Here is a 23,952-nt window from a genome sequence, read left to right on the forward strand (position 1 = left end):
CCTGGCCGACCACGCCGGGGAGACCAACCGGCCGCACGTGACGCTGCTGGCGGCCGACGGCCTCGGCGGATCCGCGGACGACGCCGTGCGCGACATCGTCGCCTCCGCTCCCCTGCCGACGCTCCGGCTCGGCGGGCTCGTCGTGTTCGGCGTCCCGCCGCGCGGCTTCGTTCTCGCGCGGCAGGTCGTCGTGGACCGGGCCCTGCTCGACCTGCACGCGCGGATCCACGCGGCCGTCGACGCGGCGCCCGCCGACCCGGACCCGGATGCGGACCCCGTCGCGGTCGTCCCGCACACCCGCCCCGGCTCGTGGACCCCGCACGTCTCGCTCGCGCTCCGGCTCACCGCCGAGCAGCTCGGCTCCGCCGTGGCGGCGCTCGGCCGCGTCGACCCGCTCGACGCCCCGGCCGCGGGCCTCCGCCGCTGGGATCCGCGCGACCGCACCGTGACGGAGCTGGCGTGACCCGCGAGGCCGCGATCCTCACGGCCACCGCACGCACCCGCGCCACTAGCCTGGATGGAGCACGCCCTTGAGACGACGGAGGAGTCGCATGCCGCGGTCCGCGAGATTGATCGGGGCCGCGCTCGCGCTCGGCCTGGCCGGGGCCATGGTGCCGACCGCCGCGCAGGCGACGGAGCCGGTCGACTTCGGCGGGGCGACGATCCTCGACCCGGTCGACGCGGTGACGTCCGCGCAGGAGCAGGAGATCCAGCAGGCGATCGACCAGCTGCAGGCGGACACGGGCATCACGCTGCACGTCGCCTACGTGGACACGTTCACGGATCCCGCGGACTTCGCGGCGTGGGGGCAGGCCACCAACACGGCCAACGGCTTCGGCAGCACGGACTCCCTGCTGGCTGTAGCCGTCGAGGGGCGGGAGATCTCGTTCGGGGCGCCCTCGGCTCTCTCGGAGTCGGCCCGCGACCAGCTCGTGGAGAACGCCATCACGCCCGAGCTCCAGTCCGGCGACTGGGCCGGCGCCGCCGTGGCCGCCGCGCAGGGGATCGAGTCGCAGACGCAGACCGGCTCCGGCACGGGGACGGGCACCGGCACGGGTTCCACGCCCTCCACGGACAGCGGATCCGGCGTCGACTTCGGCCTCGTCCTCCTCTACGTGCTCGGCGCGATCCTGCTGGCCGCCGTCGCGACGACCCTCGTCGGCCGCCGCAAGAAGAAGAAGGCCGTCGCGGCGAAGCGCCAGGCCGCCCTCGCGGAGATGAGGACGGCCGAGCAGCGCGCCGGCAGCATGCTCGTGCAGCTCGACGACGCCCTCGAGACCAGCGAGCAGGAGGTCGGCTTCGCGGAGGCGGAGTTCGGATCCGGCGCGGTCGGCCCGTACAGGGAGGTGCTCGTGTCCGCCGGCGGCAAGGTCCGCGAGGCGTTCGCCCTCAAGCAGAAGCTCGACGACACGATCGAGGACACCGACGAGGAGCGGCGCACCTGGGCCGCCCGCATCGTGGACCTGTGCGAGGAGGCGCGCGGCGAGCTCGACGCGCAGGCCGCGTCGTTCGAGGAGCTGCGCGCGTTGGAGAAGAACGCCCCGCAGACCCTCGCCGCGATCGTCACCGACGCGGAGACGCTGAAGTCGCGCATCGACCGGACGCAGGAGGCGGTGGACCTCCTCGGCCGCCGCTACGCCGGCCCGTCGATGACGACCGTCACCGGCAACGTCGACCAGGCCCGCTCGCTCCTCTCCTTCGCGACCGACACCGCGCAGGAGGCCGCCGAGGCCATCCGCGCGGGCGACCGGACCTCGACGGGCGAGATCGCGGTCAAGGTCCGCGCGGCGCAGCAGGCGGTCGGCCAGGCCGGCAAGCTCCTCGACGGCGTCGACCGCGTGTCCTCCGACCTCGAGCACGCGTCCACGCGCGTGCAGGAGGAGATCGCCGACGTCCGCAGCGACATCCAGGACGCCCGCGCCGCCCAGCGCGGCGGGCGCATGCCGGAGCTGGCCCGCCTGGTCGAGGCGGCCGAGCAGGCCATCGCCGACGCGAAGCCGCTGCAGGGCCGGCTGGCTGATCCGCTCACGAGCGTCACGCTGCTGCAGGAGGCGGAGGCCCGGCTCGACGAGGCGCTCGCGCCCGTGCGGGAGCAGCAGGAGCAGGTGCAGCGCGCCATCGGCTACCTGCCGCGGGCGCTCTCGACCGCCGAGAGCCAGGTGGCCACGGCGCGCGACTTCATCTCCACGCGTCGCGGCGGCGTCGGCGAGGAGGCGCGCACGCGCCTCGCCCACGCCCAGCGCGCGCTCGACGACGCCCACGAGGCCGCTCCGCGGGATCCCGTGCGCGCGGTCGCCGCGTCCCAGGCCGCGACCTCCTACGCGGCGCAGGCCATCGAGGCCGCGCAGCGCGACCTCGACCAGGGCGGCGGATACGGCGGCGGCATGATGGGCGGCCGCGGCGGCGGGGACGCCTTCGGCGGCGCGATCATGGGCGGCATCATCGGCGGTCTGCTCAGCGGCGGCGGTGGCGGCGGTTGGAGCGGAGGCGGAGGCGGCGGCGGCTTCGGAGGCGGCGGCTTCGGAGGCGGTGGAGGCGGCTTCGGGGGTGGCGGCTTCGGAGGCGGCGGGGGCGGTGGCTTCGGAGGCGGCAGCTTCTAGCGGCAGCTCCTAGCGGCCCGACGCCCCACCCGCATCGCGCGCACGACCAGCAGCACGACGAGAACGAGAGCGACCCATGATCAACCCATTCCGACGAAGCACCAGACGAGAAGGAGCAGCACCCATGTCCAAGCAGTCCATCCTCGGCCGCATCGCCCAGCTCGCGAAGGCCAACATCAACAACCTCATCGACCAGGCCGAGGACCCGCAGCTCATGCTGGACCAGATGGTCCGCGACTACACGGAGAGCATCCGCGAGGCCGAGAGCGCCGTCGCCCAGACCATCGGCAACCTCCGGATGATCGAGGACGACCACCGCGAGGACGTCCAGGCCGCGGGCGACTGGGGTCGGAAGGCCCTCGCCGCGAGCCAGAAGGCGGACGAGTACCGGAACGCCGGCAACACCCCGAACGCCGACAAGTTCGACGCGCTCGCCCGCGTCGCGCTGCAGCGCCAGATGCAGTCGGAGAGCGAGGCGAAGGGCGCCGAGCCCACCATCGCGTCGCAGACCGAGGTCGTCGAGAAGCTCAAGCAGGGCCTCGACACCATGCGCGGCAAGCTCCAGCAGCTGTCGTCGAAGCGCGACGAGCTGAACGCCCGCCAGAAGACGGTGCAGGCGCAGTCGCAGGTGCAGGACGCGATGAAGAGCATCGACATCATGGACCCGACCAGCGAGGTCAGCCGCTTCGAGCAGAAGATCCGCCGCGAGGAGGCCCGCGTCCGCGGCGCCGAGGAGCTGCAGGCGTCCAGCCTCGACGCGCAGTTCGAGGAGCTCGAGGACCTCGGCGAGCTGACCGAGGTGGAGGCGCGCCTCGCCGCGCTGAAGTCCGGCGGATCCGCGCCGAAGCAGGTCACGTCCGGCGAGTAGCCCTCGACCGGATCCACGGGCGCCGTCCTCCGGGGCGGCGCCCGTCGTCGTCCCGGGGGAATTCCGCCTCCGTGGATCCGGTTCCCCTCCCCATGACCAACATCGGAATCATCGGCGCCGGACTCATCGGCAGCCAGCTCGCCCGCCTCTTCACCTCCACCGGCCACGACGTCGTCATCGCGAACTCGCGCGGACCGGAGACCCTCACCGACCTGATCGACGAGCTCGGCGAGCACGCCCGCGCCGCCACGGTCGAGGAGGTCGCCGAGGCCGGCGAGATCGTCGTCGTCACCATCCCGCTGAAGAACATCGACAGCGTGCCGGTCGCGCCCCTCGCGGGCAAGATCGTCATCGACACCGACAACTACTACCCGGAGCGCGACGGACACATCGCCGAGCTCGACGACGAGACCACGACGACCGCGGAGATGCTCCAGCGGCACCTGCCCGAGTCGAAGGTCGTCAAGGCGTTCAACCACATCTACGCGGCCGACCTCACCGAGCACGGCACCCCCGCCGGCACGCCCGACCGCCGCGCCCTCGTGATCGCGGGCGACGACGCCCAGGCGAAGGCGACCGTCACGTCGATCCTCGACTCCTTCGGCTACGACGCCGTCGACGCGGGACCGCTCGCCGAGGGCTGGCGCATCCAGCGCGACACCCCCGGCTACGGCCCGAGGCTCGACGCCGACGGCCTCCGCCAGGCGCTCGCCGAGGCGAAGCGCTACCGCGACATGTAGTCCCGGTCCTCCCGGCCGATGCCCGCCCTCCCCGCCCCGGCGGAGACGGCGGGCATCGCCATGTCCGGCCTCCCGCGGGATACTGGGGTGTGCCCGCCTCCTTCGTCGTCGTCCCCCAATGGCAGGGCTCGGGCTCGTCCCGCGCCATGAGGCTCGCGGACGGCGCCGAGGCCATCCGCGGCGACCTGCCGTCGTCCGCCACGCACGTCGTCGACGTGCCCGTCGAGGCCGGCGAGTCGCTCGGCACCGGCGTCCTCCGCTACGCGTCGCTGCTCGCGGTGCGCACGCGCCAGGAGGCCGCCCTGCAGGCGGCGTCGGCGTCCGGTGCGTCCCCGGTCGTCACCGTCGGCGGCGACTGCGGCGTGGAGATCGCGTCCATCGGGCACGCGGCCGCCGCGCATCCCGGCCTCGCGGTCGTGTGGCTCGACGCCCACGCCGACCTCAACTCCCCCGCCTCCTCCCCGAGCGGCGCCTTCCACGGCATGGTGCTGCGCGCCGTCATCGGCGAGGGCGTCGACGGGCTGGAGCTCCCCGCGGGCGCCGTCACCGCCGACCGCGTCGTGCTGGCGGGCGTGCGCGCCCTCGACGACGCCGAGTCCGACCTCGTGGAGTCGCGCGGCATCGCGCTCGTCGGCGCCGACGCGGTCGACCCGGAGGCGCTCGTCGAGGCCGTGCGAGCGACCGGCGCCACCGACGTGTACGTCCACGTCGACCTCGACGTGCTCGACCCGGGCGGGATGTCCGGCGTCGGCCAACCGGAGCCGTTCGGGCTCGACGTCCACGCCGTCACCGAGTCGATCAAGGCGCTCCGCCGGTCGTTCCGGCTCGCGGGCGCCGGGATCACCGAGTTCGCGCCCTCGTCCCCCGCGGCGGCCGTGGACGACATGGGCACCATCCTGCGGATCATCGGGGCGCTGACCGGGCCGGTCTGATCCCCGCGGCGGGTCGCGCCGCGCGCCCGGCCCTGCGAGGCTGGGGAGGACGATCGAAGGAGACCGCCGTGAGCGACGACGCCCGCACCGCATCCACCGCTGCCCAGCCGGCCGACGGCGCGCCCCGCGTGCGCGTCGAGCGTCGCGGCCGCCTGCTGCTCATCGGCCTCGACCGGCCCGCCAAGCGCAACGCCGCCGACATGCGCATGCTCCGCGAGCTCGCGAGCGCGTACGGGCTGCTCGACCGCGACCCGGAGCTGCGGGTGGGCGTCGTGCACGCGGTCGGCGACCACTTCACGGGCGGGCTCGACCTCGCGGACGTGGCCCCGCACATCGGCCGGGGTCCGGGCGGCGGCCTCGACGCGGTGCCCGCCGACGGCGTCGACCCGTGGCGCATGGCGGACCAGGGCACCGGCAAGCCCGTCGTCCTGGCGGTGCAGGGCACGTGCCTCACGCTCGGCATCGAGCTGGCCCTCGCGAGCGACGTCGTGGTGGCGGCCGCCGGCACGCGGTTCGGGCAGATCGAGGTCGCGCGCGGGATCCTCCCGTTCGGCGGCGCGACCCTCCGCTTCCCCGCGGTCGCGGGCTGGGGCGACGCCATGCGCTGGATCCTCACGGGCGATCCGTTCGACGCGGAGGAGGCACGGCGGATGCGCATCGTGCAGCTCGTGGTGCCGGACGGCGAGCAGCTGCAGGCCGCCATCGCCATCGCCGAGCGCATCGCCGCGCAGGCGCCGCTCGCCGTGCAGGCGACCCTCCGCAACGCCCGCGCCGCCGTCCGCGACGGGCACGGGGCGGCGGCCGCCGCGCTCCCCGCCGAGCTCGTGCGGCTCGCGGGATCCGAGGACGCGGCGCGCGGCATGCGGGCCGCGGCGACCAGGCGTCCCGCGGAGTTCGTCGGCCGCTGATCCGCCGACCGAACCCGCCCGGCGATCGTGTCAGGGGCCGGGCGTAGGGTCGGGATCATGACCTCCTACGACCTCATCGTCATCGGTGCCGGCCCCGTCGGCGAGAACGTGGCCGACCGCGCGAAGCAGGGCGGGCTCTCCGTGCTCGTCGTCGAGTCCGAGCTCGTGGGAGGCGAGTGCTCCTACTGGGCCTGCATGCCCAGCAAGGCGCTGCTCCGCTCGGGCAGCGCCCTCCGCGCGGCGCGCGCCGTCGCCGGCTCGAAGGAGGCCGCCACGGGCGACCTCGACGTCGCCGCGGTGCTGAGGCGCCGCGACTCCTTCACCAGCTCCTGGGATGACCAGGGCCAGGCGAGCTGGCTCGACGGCATCGGCATCGACCTCGCGCGCGGTCACGGCCGCATCTCCGGGCCGCGCCGCGTCTCGGTCACCGCGCCCGACGGATCCGTCACCGAGCACGAGGCGACCCACGCGGTCGCCGTCTCCACCGGCACCGCCGCGCTCCTCCCCGACATCCCCGGGCTCGCCGAGGCGCAGCCCTGGACGAGCCGCGAGGCCACCAGCGTGGAGGTCGTGCCGACCTCCATCGTCGTCATCGGCGGCGGCGTGGTCGCGGCCGAGATGGCCACCGCCTACGCGTCGCTCGGCAGCGCCGTCACCATCGTCGCCCGCAGCGGCCTGCTCACCGGGCAGGAGCCCTTCGCGGGCGAGCTCGTCGGTGACAGCCTGAAGGAGATGGGCGTCGACGTGCGCCTCGGCGCCTCGCCCTCCCGCGTCACGCGCGACGGCGACGAGGTGCTCGTGGAGCTCTCCGACGGATCCTCCGTCACGGCCGCCGAGGTGCTCGTCGCCACCGGCCGCACCCCGCGCACCGAGGACCTGGGCCTCGACACCGTGGGCCTCGAGCCCGGCGCGTACCTCGACGTCGACGACACGATGCTCGTCACGGGCGAGGTCAACGCGGAGACGCCGTGGCTGTACGCCGTCGGCGACGTCAACCACCGCGCGCTCCTCACCCACCAGGGCAAGTACCAGGCACGCGCCGCCGGCGAGGTCATCGCCGCGCGCGCGACCGGCGGCACCGTCGACGACGCGCCCTGGGGCGTCCACGTCGCGACCGCCGACCACCGCGCCGTCCCGCAGGTCACGTTCACCGACCCGGAGGTCGCGAGCGTCGGCCTCACCGCGAAGGCGGCGGACGACGCCGGGATCCGCACGCGCGTCGTCGACTACGACCTCGGATCCGTCGCGGGCTCGAGCCTGCACGCCGACGGCTACACGGGGAAGGCGCGCATGGTCGTCGACGAGGACCGCGGCGTCGTCGTCGGCGTCACCTTCGTCGGGCAGGACGTCGCCGAGCTGCTGCACTCCGCGACCATCGCGGTCGTCGGCGAGGTGCCGCTCACGCGCCTCTGGCACGCGGTGCCCTCGTACCCCACCATCAGCGAGGTGTGGCTGCGCCTGCTCGAGACGTACGGGCGGCCGACCGCGTGATCCGGGCCGGCATCGGCGCCGCGGCGGGAGCCGTCCGCGGCGTCCTGCTGGACTCCGCCGTCTCGCGCGCCGGCAGCGGCGTCGCCACCGGCGTCGGCCTCGCGATCGGCCTGCCGCTCAGCACGGGCGAGGTCCGCCGCCACGGCGACCTCATCGTCCTGACCGGTCTGCCCGCCTGGGCCTTCGGGCGCGGCGGCACGTGCGTCGGCCGCGTCTACCTCACGCGTGACAACGCCGGACCCGCGGTGCTGGAGCACGAGGCCGTGCACGTCGTGCAGTGGCGCCGGTACGGACTGCTGATGCCGCTGCTCTACTGGTGGGCGGGGCGGGATCCGCTGCGCAACCGGTTCGAGGTCGAGGCCGGCCTCGAGAAGGGCGGCTACCGGTGACCGGCCCGCTCGACGGCCGCACGGTCGTCATCACGGGCGCGAGCTCGGGCATCGGCCGCATCGCCGCCCGCGAGCTGCACGCGCGCGGCGCCGACGTGGTCGTGGTCGGGCGGGATCCCGAGCGCACGCGCGGCGTCGCCGCCGAGCTCGGCGCGCGGCACGTCCTCGCCGACATGGACCGGCTCGCCGAGGTGCGCGCGCTGGCGGCGACGCTCCTGGAGACGTGCCCGCGGATCCATGTGCTCGCCCTCAACGCCGGCAGCCTCGTGCCGCGGCGTGCCATGACGGTCGACGGCCACGAGACGACCTTCCAACGCAACGTCCTCGCGCCGTTCCTCCTCACGCGCCTGCTCCTCCCCCGCCTCGAGGAGACGCAGGCGGCGCTCGGCGCCGACGAGACGCCCGTGCGCGTCATCGGCACCGCGAGCCGCGCGAACCTCTGGGGCCGCGTGCGCCTCGGCGACCTCGACTGGCGGAAGCGCCCCTGGCTCGGCGGCTGGCAGGCGTACGGCACGTCGAAGGCGATGATGATCCTGATGATGCGCACGCTCGCCGAGCGCGTCGGCCCGCACGGCGTCGAGGCGTGCTCGTTCCACCCGGGGCTCGTGCGCACGTCGTTCGGATCCGACAGCACCGTGATGAAGGCGCTGCTCGCGCTCTCGATGGGCGCCTACGGCATCTCCGCGGAGGCGGGCGCCGTGCCGCTCGTGCAGCTCGCCTCGGTACCCGACCTGGGCGCGCCGAGCGGCACCTACTTCGACCAGCTCACGCCCGACGGGAAGACCACCGCGCAGGCGGCGGACCGGCAGCTCGGCCGGGACCTGTGGGCGGCGCTGGAGCTGGCGGCCGGCACGGACGAGCCGCCGCCCCGCTGAGCGCATCGCACCGATCGCGCCGCACCGACCGCGCAGGCGCGCGCCGACGTGACGTCAGCGCGTCGCGAGCAGGTGCAGCAGGTCGTCGTGGCCGCCGACGTGCCCGCCGAGCAGCACGCTGACCTCGGTGACCGGGTGCTCGTCGGAGATCGGCGCGGCGAAGACCATCATCTCGCTGGCCCATGCTCCGACCGCCCGGGCGACCGCGGTCATGGGCTCGGCGGGCGCGCCGTCGGCCCCGCGGCCGTCGCGCGCGATCACGGTGACGACCATGCGCGGCGGGTGCGCGAGCGCGACCTCGACGGACGCGTCCGGCACCTCGACGAACACGCTGCCGCGCGTGCACAGCGGCAGGGCGGCGAGCGCGGCCTGCGTCTCGACGAGGCCGGTCTCGTCGGTGACGAGCAGCACCTGGCGCTTCACGTCCTTGCGCGTGCGCGAGCGGGTCGCTCCGGCCACGGTCAGGATCCCTCGGCCGCGCCGGCGCGCCAGTAGCCCATGAAGGCGACCTGGCGGCGGTCGATCCCGGTGTCGCGCACGAGGAAGCGGCGCATGGCCTTGATGCAGCCGGACTCGCCCGCGAGCCACGCGTAGAGCGTGGAGCCCTCGTGGACGACCGGCGCGTCCCAGACGATGGCCTCGGCGTCGTCCTCGGCGATCGGCTGCGCCTCGTCGGCGAGCGCGACCTCGGGCGCCTGGATGGCGCCGACCTTCACGTGGCAGTCGACCCAGCGGCGTACGGCCTCCTCGAGGCGGGATCCGTTCGGACGGCCGTCGCGCGGCAGCCAGGTGAGGTTCACGCCCTTGGGGACGCGCACGTCGAGGCGGTCGCCCGTGACGGGCACCTCGATGAAGGCGCAGCCCACGGCGTCGTCGGGGAGGGAGGAGAGGATGTTGCAGATGGCGGGCGCGGCCGTCTCGTCGCCCGCGAGGAGCAGCGAGCGCGCGGCTCCGGGGTGCCACTCGATGCCGAGGCCGCGGGCGGGGCTCAGGGCGTCGGGGCCGATGATCACCATCTCGTCGCCGACCTCGGCGGCGCCCGCCCAGCGGGAGGCGGGGCCCATGTCGCCGTGCAGCGCGAAGTCGACGTCGACCTCGCCGAGGTCGCGGCGCACCGCGCGGGACGTGTAGGTGCGGAGCGGGTTGCGCTCGGCGTCGGGCAGCGCGCGCCACCACGCGAACCAGTCGTCGCCGCCGACGCCGGTGAGGTCGGGCAGGCCGTGCTCGGCGACGGGCAGCAGCAGCTTGATGCGCTGGTCGAGGCACTCGTCGCCGAAGTCGCGGAGGTCCTCGCTCTGGAACGTGATCCGCAGGAACGTCGGGCTGAGGCGCTCGGTCCGCGCGACCCGCGCCGCGAACGGCCGGTAGGCGGGACGCTCGACCGCGGGTTGCTCCTCGACCACGGCCGAGGCTTCTGCCGTGCTGCTGGCGAGGGTCGCGGTGGAGGTAAGCACAGCCTAAGTATGGCATGCCTTACCTCAGCGGTCGAGGTCGCGCGACGCATCCGCGGCGGGATCCACGGGAGGATGTCATCGTGCTCCTCGTCCTCGCCGCCGTGTTCGTCGGGGCGGTGGCGCAGCGGGTGACGGGCCTCGGCTTCGCCCTGGTCGTCTCGCCCGTGCTCGTGATCCTGCTCGGGCCCTTCGACGGGGTGCTCATCGTGAACCTGTGCGGGGCGCTGTCCGCGGGGATCATCCTCGCCGGCGTCCGCCGCGACGTGGAGTGGCGGCGCTACCTCCTCCTCGCGGGACCGGCGCTCGTGGGGATCGTGCCGGGCGCCCTCCTCGCCTACCTCCTGCCGGACGCGGCGCTCGAGATCGGGATCGGCTGCCTCCTCGTCGCCGCGCTGACGACCTCCCTCGCGCTCCGCCGCACCACGCGCGTGGTCGACGGGCCCGGCGTCATGGCGGGCTTCGGGTTCGCGTCGGGCGTCATGAACGCGGCGGCCGGCATCGGCGGGCCGAGCCTCAGCGTCTACGCGGTCGTCAGCCAGTGGGAGCAGCGCGCGTTCGCGGCCACGCTCCAGCCGTTCTTCCTCACGATCGGCGGCGCGTCGCTCCTGACGAAGCTCCTCATCGCACCGTCGCGGTGGCCGGACCTCGGCACGGCCGCGTGGGTCGGGATCGTCGTGACGATGCTCGCGGGGATCGGCGCCGGCACGCTCCTCGGCCCCCGCATCCCGACGCGCGGCGCCCGCGCGGCCGTCGTGGTCCTCGCGTTCGCGGGGGCCGTCACGGCGATCGTCAAGGGCGTCGGCGGGCTCGTCTGATCCGGGCGCTCACCGCCGCGGCGCTCACCGCCGCGCCGCTCACCGCTGCCGCGCGCACCGCGGCGCCGCTCACCACTGCGGCGGGTGCCGCCGCTGCCAGCGCAGCCGCCGCTCGAGCTGCCGGCCGATCGCCAGCAGGGTCGCCTCGCCGCCGGGCCGGCCGATGAGCTGCACGCCCATGGGGAGCCCGTCGTCGGTGAGGTGCACGGGCAGCGTGATGGCGGGGAGGCCCGTGACGTTCGCGAACGACGTGTACGGCGTGTACTGCACCTGCTGCGCGAAGTTCCGCTCGCCGTCCTCGGCGTCGTACCAGCCGACCGGCCGCGGCTCCTGCGCGAGCGCGGGGGTGAGCACGGCGTCGACGTGGGCGAACTGGGCGATGACGCTGCGCTCGTAGGCGGCGAGCTGCGCGAGCGCGCGGGCGAGGTCGCGGGCGCTGAGCGCGCGGCCGCGCTCGACGAGCCAGCGCGTGAGCGGCTCGAGGAGGTCGAGCTGGTCGCCCTCGGCGGGGATCCCGGCGGCGCCGGCCTGCCAGATGGTGCGGAAGGCGGGCGCGTAGGTGGGGTCGGGCCGGAGCGCGAGGTCCTCGAGCCCGTGGCCCATGGTCGCCAGCTCGCGCACGGCGAGGGCGAGGGCGTCGTCGGCGGAGGCGTCGCGCACGATCTCGTAGGCGTCGTCCCACGGGGTCGTGGTCATCACGCCGATCTGGAAGCGGCCCGCGCCGCGGACGGCCGCGCCGAGGAGGTCGCCGTCGCCGCCGTCGGGCGCGCGCAGCGTGAACGGGTGCGGGATGCGGCCGTTGACGCGGCCGATCATCGCGTCGAGCAGCATGGCCGCGTCCGCGACGCTGCGGGCGAGCGGGCCGGGCACGACGAGGCCCGCGAGCGACTCCTGGCCGGATCCGGCCGGCACGAGGCCCCGCGACGGCTTGAGGCCGACGAGGCCCGTGGCCGCGGCGGGGATGCGGACCGAGCCGCCGCCGTCGGATCCCGGCGCGAAGGGCAGCAGGCCCGCCGCGACCGCGACGGCCGCTCCCCCGCTGGATCCGCCGGCGCCGCGCGTCGTGTCCCAGGGCGTGCGCGCGGGCGGCGCGACGAGGCTCTCGGTGTACGACGGCAGGCCGAACTCGGGCGCGCTCGTCTTGCCGAGGCTGATGCCGCCCGCGTCGTCGAGCGCCTGCGGGATCGGGTCGGTGCGGTCGGAGACGTGGTCGCGGAAGAGGCGCGAGCCGAAGGTGGTGCGGACGCCGACGCGCTCGGAGAGGTCCTTGTCGCCGAACGGCAGGCCCCAGAGCGGCGCGGTGCGGGGCACCTCGCGCTCGACGTGGCGGGCGCGTGCGAGGGCCAGGTCGGCGGTGACGGTCGTGAAGGCGCCGAGGCCCGGATCCAGCCGCTCGATGCGCTCCAGGTAGTGGGTCACGAGCTCGGTCGGGGTGACCTCGCCGCGCTGGAGCTGGTCCCACTGGTCCTGGGCGCTGAGGTGGTGGAGTTCGAACACCGCTCCAGCGTAGGCCGGGGTCGCCGCGGGTCGACCGGCGGCGGATGCGCGGACGGGGCGGGCGCCGGTCGTCCGGCCCCCGCCCCGTCCGTCACGGGCGCGCTGCGGTCAGCGGCGCGCGGCCGCCGAGGCGCGGCGGCGGAGCGCGACGAGCGCGAGGCCCAGCGCGAGCGCCACGAGGGAGGTGCCGAGGACGGGCCCGGACTCGGATCCGGTCGCGGCGAGCGTCGGCTCGGAGCTCGGCGCAGGCACCGTGCCCGTGCCGGACGGGACGACGGATCCGGCCTCGGTGTCGAGCGCGTAGAGCACGGAGGCGCCCGTGCTCGGCAGCAGGAACGCGAGCTGGTGCGCTCCCGTGGCGAGGTCGGCCGGCACCGTGAACCGGACGCTCGCGCGGCCCTGCTCGTCGGTCGTGTCGACCACCGCGGAGTCGATCGGCGTGCGCGCGACCTCCGCGCCGTCGATGAGCGTCACGACCTCGGTGTCCTGCACGGGCGCGTTCGAGACGAGCAGCGAGGAGAGCTCGTAGGAGCGCTCCTGGCCGGCCGCGGGAGCCGCGCCCGTGGTGTCGACGATGCCGATGGAGCGCGTCGCCGAGTCGGGCTCCACGGGCGAGAACTCGGTGATGTAGTCGACGAACGCGGTGAGGTCGATGCGGCCGGAGTCGCTCTGCTCGGTCGTGTTCGCGAGCTCCGTGAAGTTGTCGCCGCCCTCCGCGAGGAAGCTGTTCGCGACCATCGTGAAGACGCGCGCGGGATCCACCGGCTCGCCCTGGAAGAACACGCCCGTGATCCGCTCGCCGCGCGCGGCCGTCGGGTCGTACGTGTAGGTGAGGTCGCGGGACAGGCCGAGCTTGAGGAACGGCCGCGACGAGCCCTCGGGCTGCCACTGCTGCTCGAGCACGGCCTCGATGCCCGCGCCCGTGATCTTCGCGGTCGTGAGCGTGTTGGCGAACGGCTGCACGATGGCGGCCTCCTTGTAGGTGACCTCGCCCTCGGAGTCGCCCGCGCCGGAGGACGCGAGGGTGAGGTCCTGGCGGATGCCGCCGGGGTTCATGAAGGCGATCTCGGTGCCGAGGTCCGCCTGCGTCGCCCAGAGCTGCGCGTCGGCGACGAGGTTGCCGATCGTGGACTCGCCGCCGCGGTTCTCGGAGCCGTCCGCCTGCCGGGCGCGCGTGATGTCGCCGGTGATCTCGCCGACCGTGCGGCTGCCGATGACGTCGGCCTTCGCGACCGCGTCGTCCACGATGCGCTGCACCGCGGGATCCGCCGGGAACGCCGGCTCCCCGTCGGCGGTGAGCAGCGGCACGAGCTCGGAGGAGATGGAGGTGAGCGCCTTGGTGGCGGGATCGACCGTCATCGACAGGTGCCCGAGGTTCGTCCCGTAGCTGCCGGTCTGCAGCACGGGCAGCGGCAGGGCCTTGCCCGCGACCGGCAGGTCGTAGTCGTAGCCGAGGTGGGTGTGGCCGGAGATCACGGCGTCGACGTCGGCCTGCACGCCCGTGACGATGCGGCCGAACACCGAGTCGTCGGTGAGGGACGACTCGTCGGAGGTGGACGCGCCCTCGTGCACCACGAGCACGACCACGTCGGCCTCGCCGTTCCCGTCGTCGCCGTCGCGCAGCGCGCGGGCGGTGGCGGTGGAGGCGTCGACGACGCTGCCGACGTCGAGCGTCGCGATCCCGGCCGGGCTCACGAGCTCGGGGAGCGCCTCGGTGGTGGCACCGACGAACGCGACGCGCACGCCGTCGATGTCCTGCACGTCGTAGGCCGCGTAGGCGTGCTCCGTCGTGCCCTTCTCGTAGAGGTTCGCCGAGATGTAGGGGAAGTCGGAGCGCTCCGCGACGCGGCCGTCGACGTCGTCGCGGCCCTGGTCGAACTCGTGGTTCCCGAGGGTGGAGACGGAGACGCCCATGGCGTTGAGCGCGTCGATCGTGGGCTCGTCCTGCTGCGACAGCGATGTGAAGGTCGAGGCGCCGATGTTGTCGCCCGCGCTGATGAGCGTGCTGTTCGGGTTCTCGGCCTTCGCCTGCTGGAACGCGCCGGAGATGACGGCGGCGCCCGCGGTGGACGACGTGGTCTCGAGGCGGCCGTGGAAGTCGTTGATCGAGTAGACGTCGATCGCGACGTCCCCCTCGGCGGCGGAGGCGGGCGCGGCGCCGAGGCCGAGCGCCGCGGTGGCGGAGAGCCCCGCCACGAGGGCGAGGGCGCCGGAGCGCGCGGCTCCGGACGGGCGGCGGGTGGGAGCAGAGCGCATGCGGGGACATCCTCGTTCGGGCGGGCGGCGGTGATCAATACCTTACGGAGCTGAGGTTTCCGTGGGGTTAACTCCGGCGTCCGCTGCGAGCGGCGCGGTTCCGTGCCGCCGCGGCATCGTGCCGCCGTGTCGCCTCAGCCGCGCACGAGCCCCGCGAGCTCGGCGCGCGTGGAGGCGCCCATCTTCCGCAGCAGGTTCGCGACGTGGAACTTCACGGTGTTCTCGCTGATCCCGAGCGAGGTCGCGATGGCGCGGTTGCGGGATCCGCCGGCCACCAGCGCGAGCACCTCCCGCTCGCGCGCGCTGAGCCCCGCCTCGCCCGCGGCGTCGAGGCCCGCGGCAGGCGCGTCGAGCGGCAGGCGCACGGCGATCTCGGATCCCCAGCCGGGCGTCGCCGTCACGTCGAGCGCGCCGTCGAGCGCCGCGACGCGGTCGGTGAGGCGGCGGAGCGCGTCGAGGTCGGCCGTGGTGGCGCCCGCGCCGTCGTCGCGGATCCCGACGAGCAGGTTGCTCCCGTCGCAGTCCCACTGGATCCGCACGCGCGTCACGTCCGGCTGCTCGACGAGCGCGAGCACGGCGCCGCGCACGATGGCCCGGCCCGCGTGCGCGACCTCGCCCGGCAGCGCGCGGCCGTCCACGGGCGGCTCCACGAACTGCACGTCGAGGTCGCGGAAGCGCACGAGCGGCCGGAGGTCGTCGCGGAGCCGGGCGAACGCGCGCGCCACGGGCTCCTCGCCGAGCGAGCGGTCGCGGTCGCTCGCGGCGCGCAGCTCGACCATGGCGTTGGTCGCGAGGTCGGCCGCGGTCTGGCGGGCGGCCGCGTCGCCCGTGCGGGAGGAGCGGAGCACCGCGAGCAGCGACTCGAGCGTGGTGGCGTGGGCGTCGCCCAGCTCGGAGACGACGCGGGCGCGCTCGGAGGAGACGGCGCGCGCCTCGGCGAGGTAGGCGGGCGGCGCGGCGGCGACCTGCTGCCGGATCCCGTGGGCGACGCTGCGCCACAGCGCGCGGACGAGCTCGCGGGCGGCGGGGACGTCGTCGTGCGCGGCGACGGGATCCACCAGCACGAGGAGCGCGCCCGTGTCGGCGCGCCAGGCGGCGACCGTGCGGGGCCGGCCGCCGACGGGGTGCTCGACCGACCAGGCGGAGCCGGCGTCGTCGGCGAGGCTCGCGAGGATCCGGTCGAGCTCGGCGATGGTCACGTTCTCCACGACCTCGGCCTCGCCCGCCTTCTTCCGGGGGCGCCCGGTGCAGTCCTCGGTGAAGATCACGAGGGCGCGGTGCGCGACCACGGGCTGCAGCAGTCCGGACAGCGCCTCGGCCACCTCCTGCAGCGGGGCGGCGAGCGCGTCGTGCAGCCCGTCGAGGAGCGCGACGGCGTCGGCGGACGCGGCGGTGGGACGGGCGGCAGGACGGGCGGCGGGATCGGCGGGGTGGGTCCGGGACGGCATCCCGCCACCGTACGCCCACCCGATCCGCGGTCGACGCGCGTGGCACCTGCCCGGACGGGTAGGCGGATCCACCCGTCGGGTGGGCGGCAGGGACGGGCCGCGAGGAGCACCCTCGACATGTGACCAACACGACGCATCCCCGCCCGACCGGCGACGCCCCCGTCGACGTCGCCGCCGCGATCACCCTCATCTCCGACGAGAACGCCCGGGTCGCCCGAGCCCTCACGGAGCCGGATCTGGCGGGGCGCCTCGACGAGGCCGCCCGCGTGATCCGCGACGGCCGCCGCGTCTTCGCCCTCGGCGCGGGTCGCTCCGGCCTCGCGCTCCGCATGACCGCCATGCGGTTCATGCACCTGGGGCTCGACGCGCACGTGGTCGGCGAAGCCACGTCGCCCGCGATCGAGGACGGCGACGTCCTCCTGGTCGCGAGCGGATCCGGCACCACCGCCGGCATCGTCAGCGCCGCCGAGACGGCGCACGAGGTGGGCGCCCGGATCGTCGCGCTCACCACGGCCGACGACTCCCCGCTCGCCGACCTCGCGGACGTGACCGTGCTGATCCCGGCGGCCGCCAAGCAGGACCACGGCGGCACGGTCTCGGCCCAGTACGCGGGCGGGCTCTTCGAGCTCTCCGTCGCGCTCGTCGGCGACGCCGTGTTCCACGCGCTGTGGCAGGCGTCCGGCCTCTCGGCCGACGAGCTGTGGCCGCGTCACGCCAACCTCGAGTGACCGTCGGTCGCTCGATCCCCATCACCCCGCTCATCACCACAGGAAGAGGAACCGCATGAAGCTCCAGGTAGCCATGGACGTGCTCACGACGAAGGACGCGCTCGAGCTGGCCGGCAAGGCCGCGCCGCACGTCGACATCATCGAGCTGGGCACCCCGCTCATCAAGGCCGAGGGCCTCTCCGCGATCACCGCGATCAAGGAGGCGCACCCCGACAAGATCGTCTTCGCCGACCTTAAGACGATGGACGCCGGCGAGCTCGAGGCCGACATCGCGTTCTCCGCGGGCGCCGACCTCGTCACCGTCCTCGGCGTCGCGGGCGACAGCACCATCGCGGGCGCCGTCAAGGCCGCGAAGAAGCACGGCAAGGGCATCGTCGTCGACCTCATCGGCGTCCCCGACAAGGCGAAGCGCGCGAAGGAGGTCACCGAGCTCGGTGCCGAGTTCGTGGAGATGCACGCGGGCCTCGACGAGCAGGCGGAGGACGGCTACACGTTCGGCGACCTGCTCGAGGCCGGCAAGGCGTCGGGCGTCGCGTTCTCCGTCGCGGGCGGCGTGAAGCCCGGCACCATCGGCGACGTCCAGGACGCGGGCGCCGTGGTCGCCGTCGCCGGCGGCGCGATCTACTCGGCCGACGACCCGGCCGCGGCCGCCGCCGAGCTGCGGGCCGCGATCCGCTGATCCACCCGCTCCCCTGAGCGCCGCGCTCCCGCCATCCGACGGGGCGCGGCGTTCGTGCGTGGGGGCCGTTCAGCCGAGCGTCGCCAGGACCTCGAGCTCCTCGTCGCGCGCGAGGCCGGATGCGCGCGGCCGGTCGAGCCCGCGCTCCCGCTCGTCGGCGAGCACGTCCCGCATCGTCTCCGCGAGCGGGCGGCGCACCACGCCGAGCGCGCGGATCCCGGCGTCGCTCCGGGCGAGCATGCCGCCCGCGTCGCGCGGCAGCCACAGCGGCAGGGATCGCGGTCCCGCCCAGTGCCGCACGTCGGCCTCGGCCAGCTGCGCGTCGGTCGCCACCACGCGCGCGCCGGCGGATCCCGCCGCCTCCGCCGCGATGTCCAGCGCGTCGGCGAGCGGCATGCTCTCCCCCACCGCGTCGACCGCGCCGTCGAGCGCGCGCACCCCGACGTCGACGACGAGGTCGGCGAGATCCCGCGCGTCGATGACCTGCGCGCGGCGGCCGGTCGCGTCGGGCACGAGCACGGGTCCGTCGCCCGCGAGCGCGAACCGGGCGGTCCAGTACCCGAACCGGTCGCTGTCGTCGCCGGGCCCGGCGATGAGGCCGGGCCGCACGATCATGCGCCGTCCGACGAGCGCCGCGGTCACCGCGCGCTCGGCCGCGACCTTCGCCTGGCCGTAGTCCGTCAGGTCGACCGGGTCCAGGAGCGCCGCCGTCTCGTCGGCGCCCGGGTCCTCGTGGGACGCGTAGACGGACACGGTGCTGACGAGCGTCCAGTGCCGGGCACGGTCGGCGAGCGCCGCGACGGCCTGGCTCGCGTGCTCCGCGGAGGACGTGAGGTCCACGACCTCGTCCCAGTCCGCGCCGGCGACGGCGGCGTACGCGTCGGGCAGGTCGCGGTCGGCCGCGACGAACCGCGTGAGGTCGGGCGCGGATCCGCCGGTGCCGCGCGCGAGGCAGGTCACCCGGTCGCCGCGCGCGGCCAGCCGCTGCGCGACGAGCCGGCCGATCCACGCCGTGCCGCCGAGGACGAGCACGTCGCGCGGAGCGGCCGCCGCGCCGGGGCCGGCGCCGACCCCTGCCCCCACGTCGCTCACGACTCGCGCGCCGGCGTCGTCTTCCCGGGCCGCACCGACGCGGTCTCCGCGACGTCGATGCGCGTCACGCCGCCGTCCTGCTCCGTGACGTCGACGCGCGGCGCCGCGTCCGACTCGACCGCCTTCGGCGCCGTCGTCAGCTGCTCGTGCCGCTTCTCCGCGAAGTCGGCGTCGCGGGCCTCGTCGTGCCCCTGGTCGTCGTGCTGGTCCTGCTGCATGGGTGCGCCTCTCGTCCCGTCCACCGTACGCGGAGGCGGGGCGTCGACCGGGCGCGCTCCGCCGTCCGCCGCGCGCCCTCCACCGTCGGGGGGATCCGCGCCGCAGCCGCCCCGCGTACCGTGGCGGCATGAGCGCACAGGAGCCGACCGTCCCCGATCCCGCCCCGAGCTCGTGGCCCCCGGTCGCGCCGCCCGTCGCGCCGCCCGTCGACCCCGGCGCTCCCGCCGCGGCGGGCCTGCCCGGCGCGCTCCCGCCCGAGCTGCCGCCGCTCCCCGAGCGCCCGCCCGTGCCCTACCACCACGGCCTCCGCGACACCGGCGGCCCCTGGCGCGGGATCCTCGCGCTCGTGCTCGGCGTCGTCGCGTTCTTCGGCCTGTCGCTCGTCTTCGGCCTCGTCGGCTTCGGCATCGAGTTCCTCACCGGTCGCCTCGACCCCACGGACGAGTCGTCGCTCGAGACGATGACGCCCGTCATCCTGCTGGCCACGAACCTGTCGCTCGCTGCGCTGATCCCCGTCTCGATGCTCCTGCAGCGCTGGCTCTTCGGCGTGCGGATGGGCGCGATGTCCTCCATCGCCGGCCGCTTCCGCTGGCGCTGGCTCGGCCGCGTCGCGCTCGTGATGGTGCCGGTCTTCCTCGTCTACATCGGCGTCACGTTCGCGCTGGACCCCACCGGCGACATCCGCGTCGACGGCGAGGTGATCGCGTTCCTCGTCATCATCCTGCTCACGACCCCGCTGCAGTCCGCCGGCGAGGAGTACGGGTTCCGCGGCCTCGTGCAGCGCTCGGTCGGATCCTGGTTCCGCGACACGCGCGTCGCCCTCGTGGTCGGCGCGCTCGTCTCCAGCTCCCTCTTCGCGCTCGCCCACCTCGCCGAGGACCCGTGGCTCATCGCCTACTACTTCGTGTTCGGCATCTCGGCGACCGTCTCGGCCCGCATGACCGGCGGCCTCGAGGCGCCCGTGCTGATCCACGCCCTCAACAACACGCTGCTGTTCCTCCCCACGGCGCTCCTCGGCCAGATGTCCGAGTCCATGGACCGGAGCGCGGGCACCGGCGGCCCGTTCATGCTCCTGCCGATGGCGGTCGTGCTGGGATCCGCGCTCCTCACCGGCTGGTGGGCGCGCCGTCACCGCGTGGAGACGGTCGCGCCCCGGCCCCTCACCGCGAAGGAGGAGCGGCGGGAGCGGGAGCGGGCGTGGTGGGACGGGGAGCGCCAGCGGCAGGCGTCGCTCGCCGCATGGTCCGCGCCCACAGGCCCGGCTGCGCCGTCGGCCTGAGCGTCAGCTGCATCGTGACGGTGCCGAGCCAGCGCCCGAACTTCCAGCCGACGCGGCCCATCCGGCCGCTCTCCGTGAACCCGAGCGACGCGTGCAGCCGGATCGAGGCGTCCGCGCCCTGGTCGGCGATGACCGCGATGACCTCGCGGATCCCCGCCTCCCGGCACGCCTCGACGAGCGCCTCCAGGAGCGCGCGCCCGAGCCCCTTGCCGGTGGACGCCGCGCCGAGGTAGATCGAGTCCTCCACGGTCGTCCGCGACGACCGCCGGTTGCCGACCGGCTCGACGAGCGCGTACCCGAGCACCTGCCCGGACGGCGACACGGCGACGAGGAACGGCATGCCCATGCGCTCGAGCTGGCCGAAGCGGCCGCGCCACCGGGCGAGGGTCATGCGCGTCTCGTCGAAGGTGACGGTGCTGTTCATCACGTAGTGGTTGTAGACCTCGCGGATGTCCGGGAGGTCGGACGTCGAGGCCGGCCGGATCTCGTAGGAGAAGACGGGCAGCGGCGGCGCGGGCTTCCGGAGGTGGGCGGGCAGGCGGCGCCTCGTCTGGTATTCCTCCTCGAGCATGCCTGGATCCTACGGGCAGCGCCGCGCCCGCTGTCGGATCCGGCCGTGCACGCTCAGAGCCGCCAGTCGACGGGATCCGCGCCCTGCTCCGCGAGGAGCGCGTCGGCCCGGCTGAAGGGCTTGGAGCCGAAGAACCCGCGCGTCGCGGACAGCGGGCTCGGGTGCACGGACGTGATCGACGGCACGGGCGCGAGCAGCGGCGCGAGCGATCCCGCGTCCTTGCCCCAGAGGATCGCGACGAGCGGGCCGCCGCGCGCCGCGAGCCCGCGGATCGCGCACTCGGTCACGGCCTCCCAGCCCTTGCCGCGGTGCGAGGCGGGCGCGCCCGGCCGCACCGTGAGCACGCGGTTGAGCAGCAGCACGCCGCTGCGGGTCCACGCGGTGAGGTCGCCGTGATCGGGGGTCGGGATCCCGAGGTCGTCGCGCAGCTCCCGGTGGATGTTGACGAGGCTCCGCGGCACGGGCCGCACGTCGGGCTCGACGGAGAAGGACAGGCCGACGGGGTGGCCGGGCGTGGGGTACGGATCCTGGCCGACGATGAGCACGCGCACGTCGGCGAGCGGCTGCTGGAACGCCCGCAGCACGCGGTCGCCCGCGGGGAGGTAGGGGCGGCCGGCGGCGACCTCGGCGCGCAGCCACTCCCCCATCCGCGCGATGTCGTCGGCGACGGGCGCGAGCACCTCGGCCCACCCGGCGTCCATGAGGCCGCGCTCGACGAGCTCGGGCAGGGTCAGCGCCATGGGCGGTGGGTCAGGACGCGCCGGCGGAGCTGACGGTGACGCCGGTCTCCGAGCCGATGACGGACCAGACGCTGCCGCGCCCCTCGACGACCAGCTGGCCCTCACCCACGATGAGCACGGTGCCCTCGTCGATGGCGACGCCGCCCTCGACGAGCCCCGCCTCGGTCGCGGCGATGAGGCGGGTGAGGGTGCCCCACTGGGCGGCGTGCACGTCGACCGCCACGTCGATGAGGCCGATGCCCTGCTCGACCGTGACCTCGTCGAGGTCCTCGCTCGCGGACTCCTGCACGACCTCGACGTCGCCGATGCGCCAGCCGCCGACGATGGCGGTCTCGGCGGCGACCGCGGCGCCCGCGGAGAAGCCGAGGTACGGGACCCCGGCGGTGACCTGGCGGCGGATCTCGCCGAAGACGGGCTCGAGCGCCTGGCGGTACGCGGGGGTCAGGCCGCCGCCGACGACGATGCCGTCGACGTCCTGCAGCTGCGCGACCGCGAAGGATCCGCCCTCCGGCGCCAGCACGGCGAACGGCTCGCACGCGCCCGCCGCGCGCAGCGCGGCGGCGTACCGGTCGAACTCCTCGGCTCCGAGGCCGTCGTGGACGAGGACCACGGCGACGCGGGCCGGCTCCAGCCGGGCGGCAGCGGTCGCCCTCGTCGTCGCCTCGGACAGGAACCGCGCGAGGAGGGGGGTGTCGTCATCCGACAGGCCGCCTCCGACCAGGTGCACACTCACCCCTCGACGGTACAGGCCGTGGGAGACCACGAGAGCCCGATCGGGGCCTCAGGAAAGACGAAACCCGGCACCTCCGTGAGGAGATGCCGGGTTCGGTGGTGCGATGTGACCCCAACCGGATTCGAACCGGTGTTACCGCCGTGAGAGGGCGGTGTCCTAGGCCGCTAAACGATGGGGCCGTTTTTGCAACTCGTCGAGTATGCCACAGCGCGCGCAGCCCGACCAAATCGAGCCCCGACCGGGCCGGATCCGCCCGGGAACGCGGCGATCGCGCGCCCCCGATCGCCGCCGGGCGACGCCCCCGCGCGCCGGTTTGCCCCCGCCGCCTCGACGGTGTTGGCTCCTGATATGCGATTGACGAAGCTCGAGCACGCCGCCCTGGTCCTGGAACTCTCGGGGCGCAAGCTCTTCATCGACCCGGGCTCCTTCACCACCCCGATCACGGAGGCGATGAACGCCGACGCCATCGTGATCACGCACGAGCACCCCGACCACTGGACCCCGGAGCAGCTCAAGCGGATCCTCGACAAGAACGAGGGCGTGCCGATCTACGCACCGGAGGGCGTCGCGGCCGCCGCGGCCGACTTCGACGTCACGGTCGTGCACGCGGGCGACGTGATCGAGGCGGGCGACTTCACGCTGCGCTTCTTCGGCGGCACCCATGCGGTGATCCACGAGTCCATCCCCGTGGTCGACAACCTCGGCGTCCTCGTGAACGACACGCTCTACTACGCGGGCGACTCCTTCGTCGTCCCGGAGGGCGTCGAGGTCGACCTGCTCGCCGCTCCCGCGGGCGCGCCGTGGATGAAGATCAGCGAGTCCATCGACTACGTGCTCGCCGTGAAGCCCCGCCGCGCGTTCCCCACGCACGAGATGGTGCTGTCCACCGCGGGCAAGGGCATGTCGAACGGGCGCCTGCAGTGGGCGACGGAGCAGGGCGGCGGCGAGTTCCACGCCCTCGAGCCCGGCGATAGCATCGACCTCTAGGCCCGGTCGGGCTCGACGAGCGGACGGGTGGACGGCATGGACGGTCTCGCCGCGGCGTCGCTCATCATCGAGTTCCTCACGTGGATCGCGCTCGTCCCCGGCATCCTGCTCTACGTGGCCGGCCTCTCGGTGCGCGTGCTCGGCCGGCGCTGGACGGCGACCGAGGGCCTCGTCGCGGACGGCCCTGCCGGCGGCGACGGCGCCTCGTCCCGGGTCCTCCGCTGGTTCGACCACGAGGGCGACGTGCACGAGGCGCAGGCCGACGCCCCCGAGACCCGCGACCTCCCCGTCGGATCCGACGTGCGCGTCTGGTTCTCGCCGCGCGCCCCGTGGCGGGTCCGCACGCACGCCCCCGAGCTCGACGGCCGCGCGCTCCGCGTGACCGGGCTCGTGCTCATCGGCATCGGCGCGCTCGCGGCCGTCGCCGGGATCGTGCTGCTCTTCCTCGAGTAGCGGCCGCCCCGCGACCGCCGCGGCTGGGGATCCGCCCGCCTGGTCGGGAGAGGCCCATGCAGCCGTATAGACTCCCCTCTCGAAGGGGAGTACTCCCATCCGGCGGTCGTGTCGTCAATACGGTCGGACCACTCCGACCCGTGCGACCGGTTCCGTGAGCAGAAGCTCGCGGGGTGGAGGAGACCTTCAGTACCCCAC

25 protein-coding genes and 1 tRNA gene are annotated in these 23,952 nt (G+C 74.8%); 15 read left to right on the forward strand and 11 right to left on the reverse strand.

Annotation, left to right across the window (positions count from 1 at the left end; translation table 11 throughout):
- Position 1: 1 nt before the first annotated feature.
- From FGI33_RS07625 to FGI33_RS07665, 9 genes are all read left to right on the forward strand, one after another.
- Positions 2–463: a 2'-5' RNA ligase family protein gene (locus FGI33_RS07625; RefSeq protein WP_237582464.1), complete on the forward strand. Its 462-nt coding sequence runs from the start codon at positions 2–4 to the stop codon at positions 461–463.
- An 88-nt stretch (positions 464–551) separates the two neighbouring features.
- The gene (locus tag FGI33_RS07630) at positions 552–2,600 is read left to right on the forward strand and encodes a TPM domain-containing protein (protein WP_237581582.1); all 2,049 of its coding nucleotides are present in this window, start codon (positions 552–554) and stop codon (positions 2,598–2,600) included.
- A gap of 124 nt (positions 2,601–2,724) precedes the next feature.
- Positions 2,725–3,468 (forward strand): PspA/IM30 family protein, encoded by a 744-nt coding sequence (locus tag FGI33_RS07635; RefSeq protein ID WP_086520663.1) that lies wholly within the window; start codon positions 2,725–2,727, stop codon positions 3,466–3,468.
- 92 nt (positions 3,469–3,560) lie between these two features.
- Positions 3,561–4,208, forward strand: a complete 648-nt coding sequence (locus FGI33_RS07640) for an NADPH-dependent F420 reductase (protein ID WP_119435203.1) — start codon at positions 3,561–3,563, stop codon at positions 4,206–4,208.
- A gap of 89 nt (positions 4,209–4,297) precedes the next feature.
- A complete protein-coding gene (locus FGI33_RS07645) occupies positions 4,298–5,140 on the forward strand; it encodes an arginase family protein (RefSeq protein ID WP_119435202.1) in 843 nt (280 codons plus the stop codon).
- 68 nt (positions 5,141–5,208) lie between these two features.
- Entirely contained in the window at positions 5,209–6,048 is an 840-nt protein-coding gene (locus FGI33_RS07650; RefSeq protein WP_204586584.1) for a crotonase/enoyl-CoA hydratase family protein, read from the forward strand.
- Positions 6,049–6,105: 57 nt separating this feature from the next.
- A complete protein-coding gene (locus FGI33_RS07655) occupies positions 6,106–7,539 on the forward strand; it encodes a dihydrolipoyl dehydrogenase family protein (RefSeq protein WP_119434546.1) in 1,434 nt (477 codons plus the stop codon).
- A complete protein-coding gene (locus FGI33_RS07660; RefSeq protein ID WP_119434545.1) occupies positions 7,536–7,928 on the forward strand; it encodes a Fe-S oxidoreductase in 393 nt (130 codons plus the stop codon). The genes FGI33_RS07655 and FGI33_RS07660 overlap by 4 nt, the downstream gene beginning before the upstream one ends.
- Positions 7,925–8,803: an SDR family NAD(P)-dependent oxidoreductase gene (locus tag FGI33_RS07665; RefSeq protein ID WP_119434544.1), complete on the forward strand. Its 879-nt coding sequence runs from the start codon at positions 7,925–7,927 to the stop codon at positions 8,801–8,803. The genes FGI33_RS07660 and FGI33_RS07665 overlap by 4 nt, the downstream gene beginning before the upstream one ends.
- 54 nt (positions 8,804–8,857) lie before the next feature.
- Here the strand turns inward: FGI33_RS07665 and FGI33_RS07670 are convergent, their stop codons facing one another.
- Both FGI33_RS07670 and FGI33_RS07675 read right to left on the reverse strand, forming a co-directional pair.
- Positions 8,858–9,262 (reverse strand): SIP domain-containing protein, encoded by a 405-nt coding sequence (locus tag FGI33_RS07670; protein WP_119434543.1) that lies wholly within the window; start codon positions 9,260–9,262, stop codon positions 8,858–8,860.
- A 2-nt stretch (positions 9,263–9,264) separates the two neighbouring features.
- Positions 9,265–10,206 (reverse strand): siderophore-interacting protein, encoded by a 942-nt coding sequence (locus FGI33_RS07675; RefSeq protein ID WP_119434542.1) that lies wholly within the window; start codon positions 10,204–10,206, stop codon positions 9,265–9,267.
- A gap of 131 nt (positions 10,207–10,337) precedes the next feature.
- Here FGI33_RS07675 and FGI33_RS07680 point away from each other — a divergent pair, with 131 nt between their 5' ends.
- Positions 10,338–11,072 (forward strand): sulfite exporter TauE/SafE family protein, encoded by a 735-nt coding sequence (locus FGI33_RS07680; protein ID WP_237581584.1) that lies wholly within the window; start codon positions 10,338–10,340, stop codon positions 11,070–11,072.
- A gap of 69 nt (positions 11,073–11,141) precedes the next feature.
- Here the strand turns inward: FGI33_RS07680 and FGI33_RS07685 are convergent, their stop codons facing one another.
- The 3 genes from FGI33_RS07685 to FGI33_RS07695 form a co-directional block, all read right to left on the reverse strand.
- Complete coding sequence (locus FGI33_RS07685) at positions 11,142–12,569, reverse strand: amidase (RefSeq protein ID WP_119434541.1); 1,428 nt, start codon at positions 12,567–12,569, stop codon at positions 11,142–11,144.
- Between the two features lie 108 nt (positions 12,570–12,677).
- Positions 12,678–14,825, reverse strand: a complete 2,148-nt coding sequence (locus FGI33_RS07690) for a bifunctional metallophosphatase/5'-nucleotidase (RefSeq protein WP_237581586.1) — start codon at positions 14,823–14,825, stop codon at positions 12,678–12,680.
- A gap of 134 nt (positions 14,826–14,959) precedes the next feature.
- Positions 14,960–16,273 carry a LuxR C-terminal-related transcriptional regulator gene (locus FGI33_RS07695; protein ID WP_237581587.1) on the reverse strand — a complete coding sequence of 438 codons (1,314 nt, stop codon included), beginning with the start codon at positions 16,271–16,273 and terminating at the stop codon, positions 14,960–14,962.
- 119 nt (positions 16,274–16,392) lie between these two features.
- Between FGI33_RS07695 and hxlB the strand changes: the two genes are divergently transcribed.
- Complete coding sequence (hxlB, locus tag FGI33_RS07700; RefSeq protein ID WP_119435584.1) at positions 16,393–17,001, forward strand: 6-phospho-3-hexuloisomerase; 609 nt, start codon at positions 16,393–16,395, stop codon at positions 16,999–17,001.
- Positions 17,002–17,056: 55 nt separating this feature from the next.
- Positions 17,057–17,680: a 3-hexulose-6-phosphate synthase gene (gene hxlA / locus FGI33_RS07705; protein WP_012037809.1), complete on the forward strand. Its 624-nt coding sequence runs from the start codon at positions 17,057–17,059 to the stop codon at positions 17,678–17,680.
- A 69-nt stretch (positions 17,681–17,749) separates the two neighbouring features.
- On the opposite strand, the gene FGI33_RS07710 is transcribed toward hxlA, so the two are convergent.
- Both FGI33_RS07710 and FGI33_RS07715 read right to left on the reverse strand, forming a co-directional pair.
- Entirely contained in the window at positions 17,750–18,772 is a 1,023-nt protein-coding gene (locus FGI33_RS07710; protein WP_237581588.1) for an NAD-dependent epimerase/dehydratase family protein, read from the reverse strand.
- Positions 18,769–18,990, reverse strand: a complete 222-nt coding sequence (locus FGI33_RS07715) for a hypothetical protein (protein ID WP_119435800.1) — start codon at positions 18,988–18,990, stop codon at positions 18,769–18,771. Before FGI33_RS07715 ends, FGI33_RS07710 begins: the two co-directional genes overlap by 4 nt.
- Before the next feature lie 128 nt (positions 18,991–19,118).
- Here FGI33_RS07715 and FGI33_RS07720 point away from each other — a divergent pair, with 128 nt between their 5' ends.
- Positions 19,119–20,270: a CPBP family intramembrane glutamic endopeptidase gene (locus FGI33_RS07720; protein WP_237581590.1), complete on the forward strand. Its 1,152-nt coding sequence runs from the start codon at positions 19,119–19,121 to the stop codon at positions 20,268–20,270.
- On the opposite strand, the gene FGI33_RS07725 is transcribed toward FGI33_RS07720, so the two are convergent.
- From FGI33_RS07725 to FGI33_RS07740, 4 genes are all read right to left on the reverse strand, one after another.
- Positions 20,152–20,841, reverse strand: a complete 690-nt coding sequence (locus tag FGI33_RS07725; protein ID WP_119434688.1) for a GNAT family N-acetyltransferase — start codon at positions 20,839–20,841, stop codon at positions 20,152–20,154. The two genes, FGI33_RS07720 and FGI33_RS07725, sit on opposite strands and share 119 nt — an antisense overlap.
- 53 nt (positions 20,842–20,894) lie before the next feature.
- Positions 20,895–21,581 carry a uracil-DNA glycosylase gene (locus FGI33_RS07730; RefSeq protein WP_119434687.1) on the reverse strand — a complete coding sequence of 229 codons (687 nt, stop codon included), beginning with the start codon at positions 21,579–21,581 and terminating at the stop codon, positions 20,895–20,897.
- A 10-nt stretch (positions 21,582–21,591) separates the two neighbouring features.
- Positions 21,592–22,314, reverse strand: coding sequence for a Type 1 glutamine amidotransferase-like domain-containing protein (locus FGI33_RS07735; RefSeq protein WP_119401859.1), 723 nt, complete (start codon positions 22,312–22,314; stop codon positions 21,592–21,594).
- Between the two features lie 106 nt (positions 22,315–22,420).
- Positions 22,421–22,493: transfer RNA gene (locus FGI33_RS07740), tRNA-Glu, on the reverse strand.
- Between the two features lie 169 nt (positions 22,494–22,662).
- Here FGI33_RS07740 and FGI33_RS07745 point away from each other — a divergent pair.
- Both FGI33_RS07745 and FGI33_RS07750 read left to right on the forward strand, forming a co-directional pair.
- Positions 22,663–23,301: an MBL fold metallo-hydrolase gene (locus tag FGI33_RS07745; RefSeq protein WP_119434686.1), complete on the forward strand. Its 639-nt coding sequence runs from the start codon at positions 22,663–22,665 to the stop codon at positions 23,299–23,301.
- A gap of 36 nt (positions 23,302–23,337) precedes the next feature.
- On the forward strand, positions 23,338–23,754 hold the full coding sequence (locus FGI33_RS07750; RefSeq protein ID WP_119434689.1) for a DUF3592 domain-containing protein: 417 nt from the start codon (positions 23,338–23,340) through the stop codon (positions 23,752–23,754).
- Positions 23,755–23,952: the final 198 nt, after the last annotated feature.

This window comes from Clavibacter phaseoli, from assembly GCF_021922925.1.
Lineage (GTDB): Bacteria > Actinomycetota > Actinomycetes > Actinomycetales > Microbacteriaceae > Clavibacter > Clavibacter phaseoli.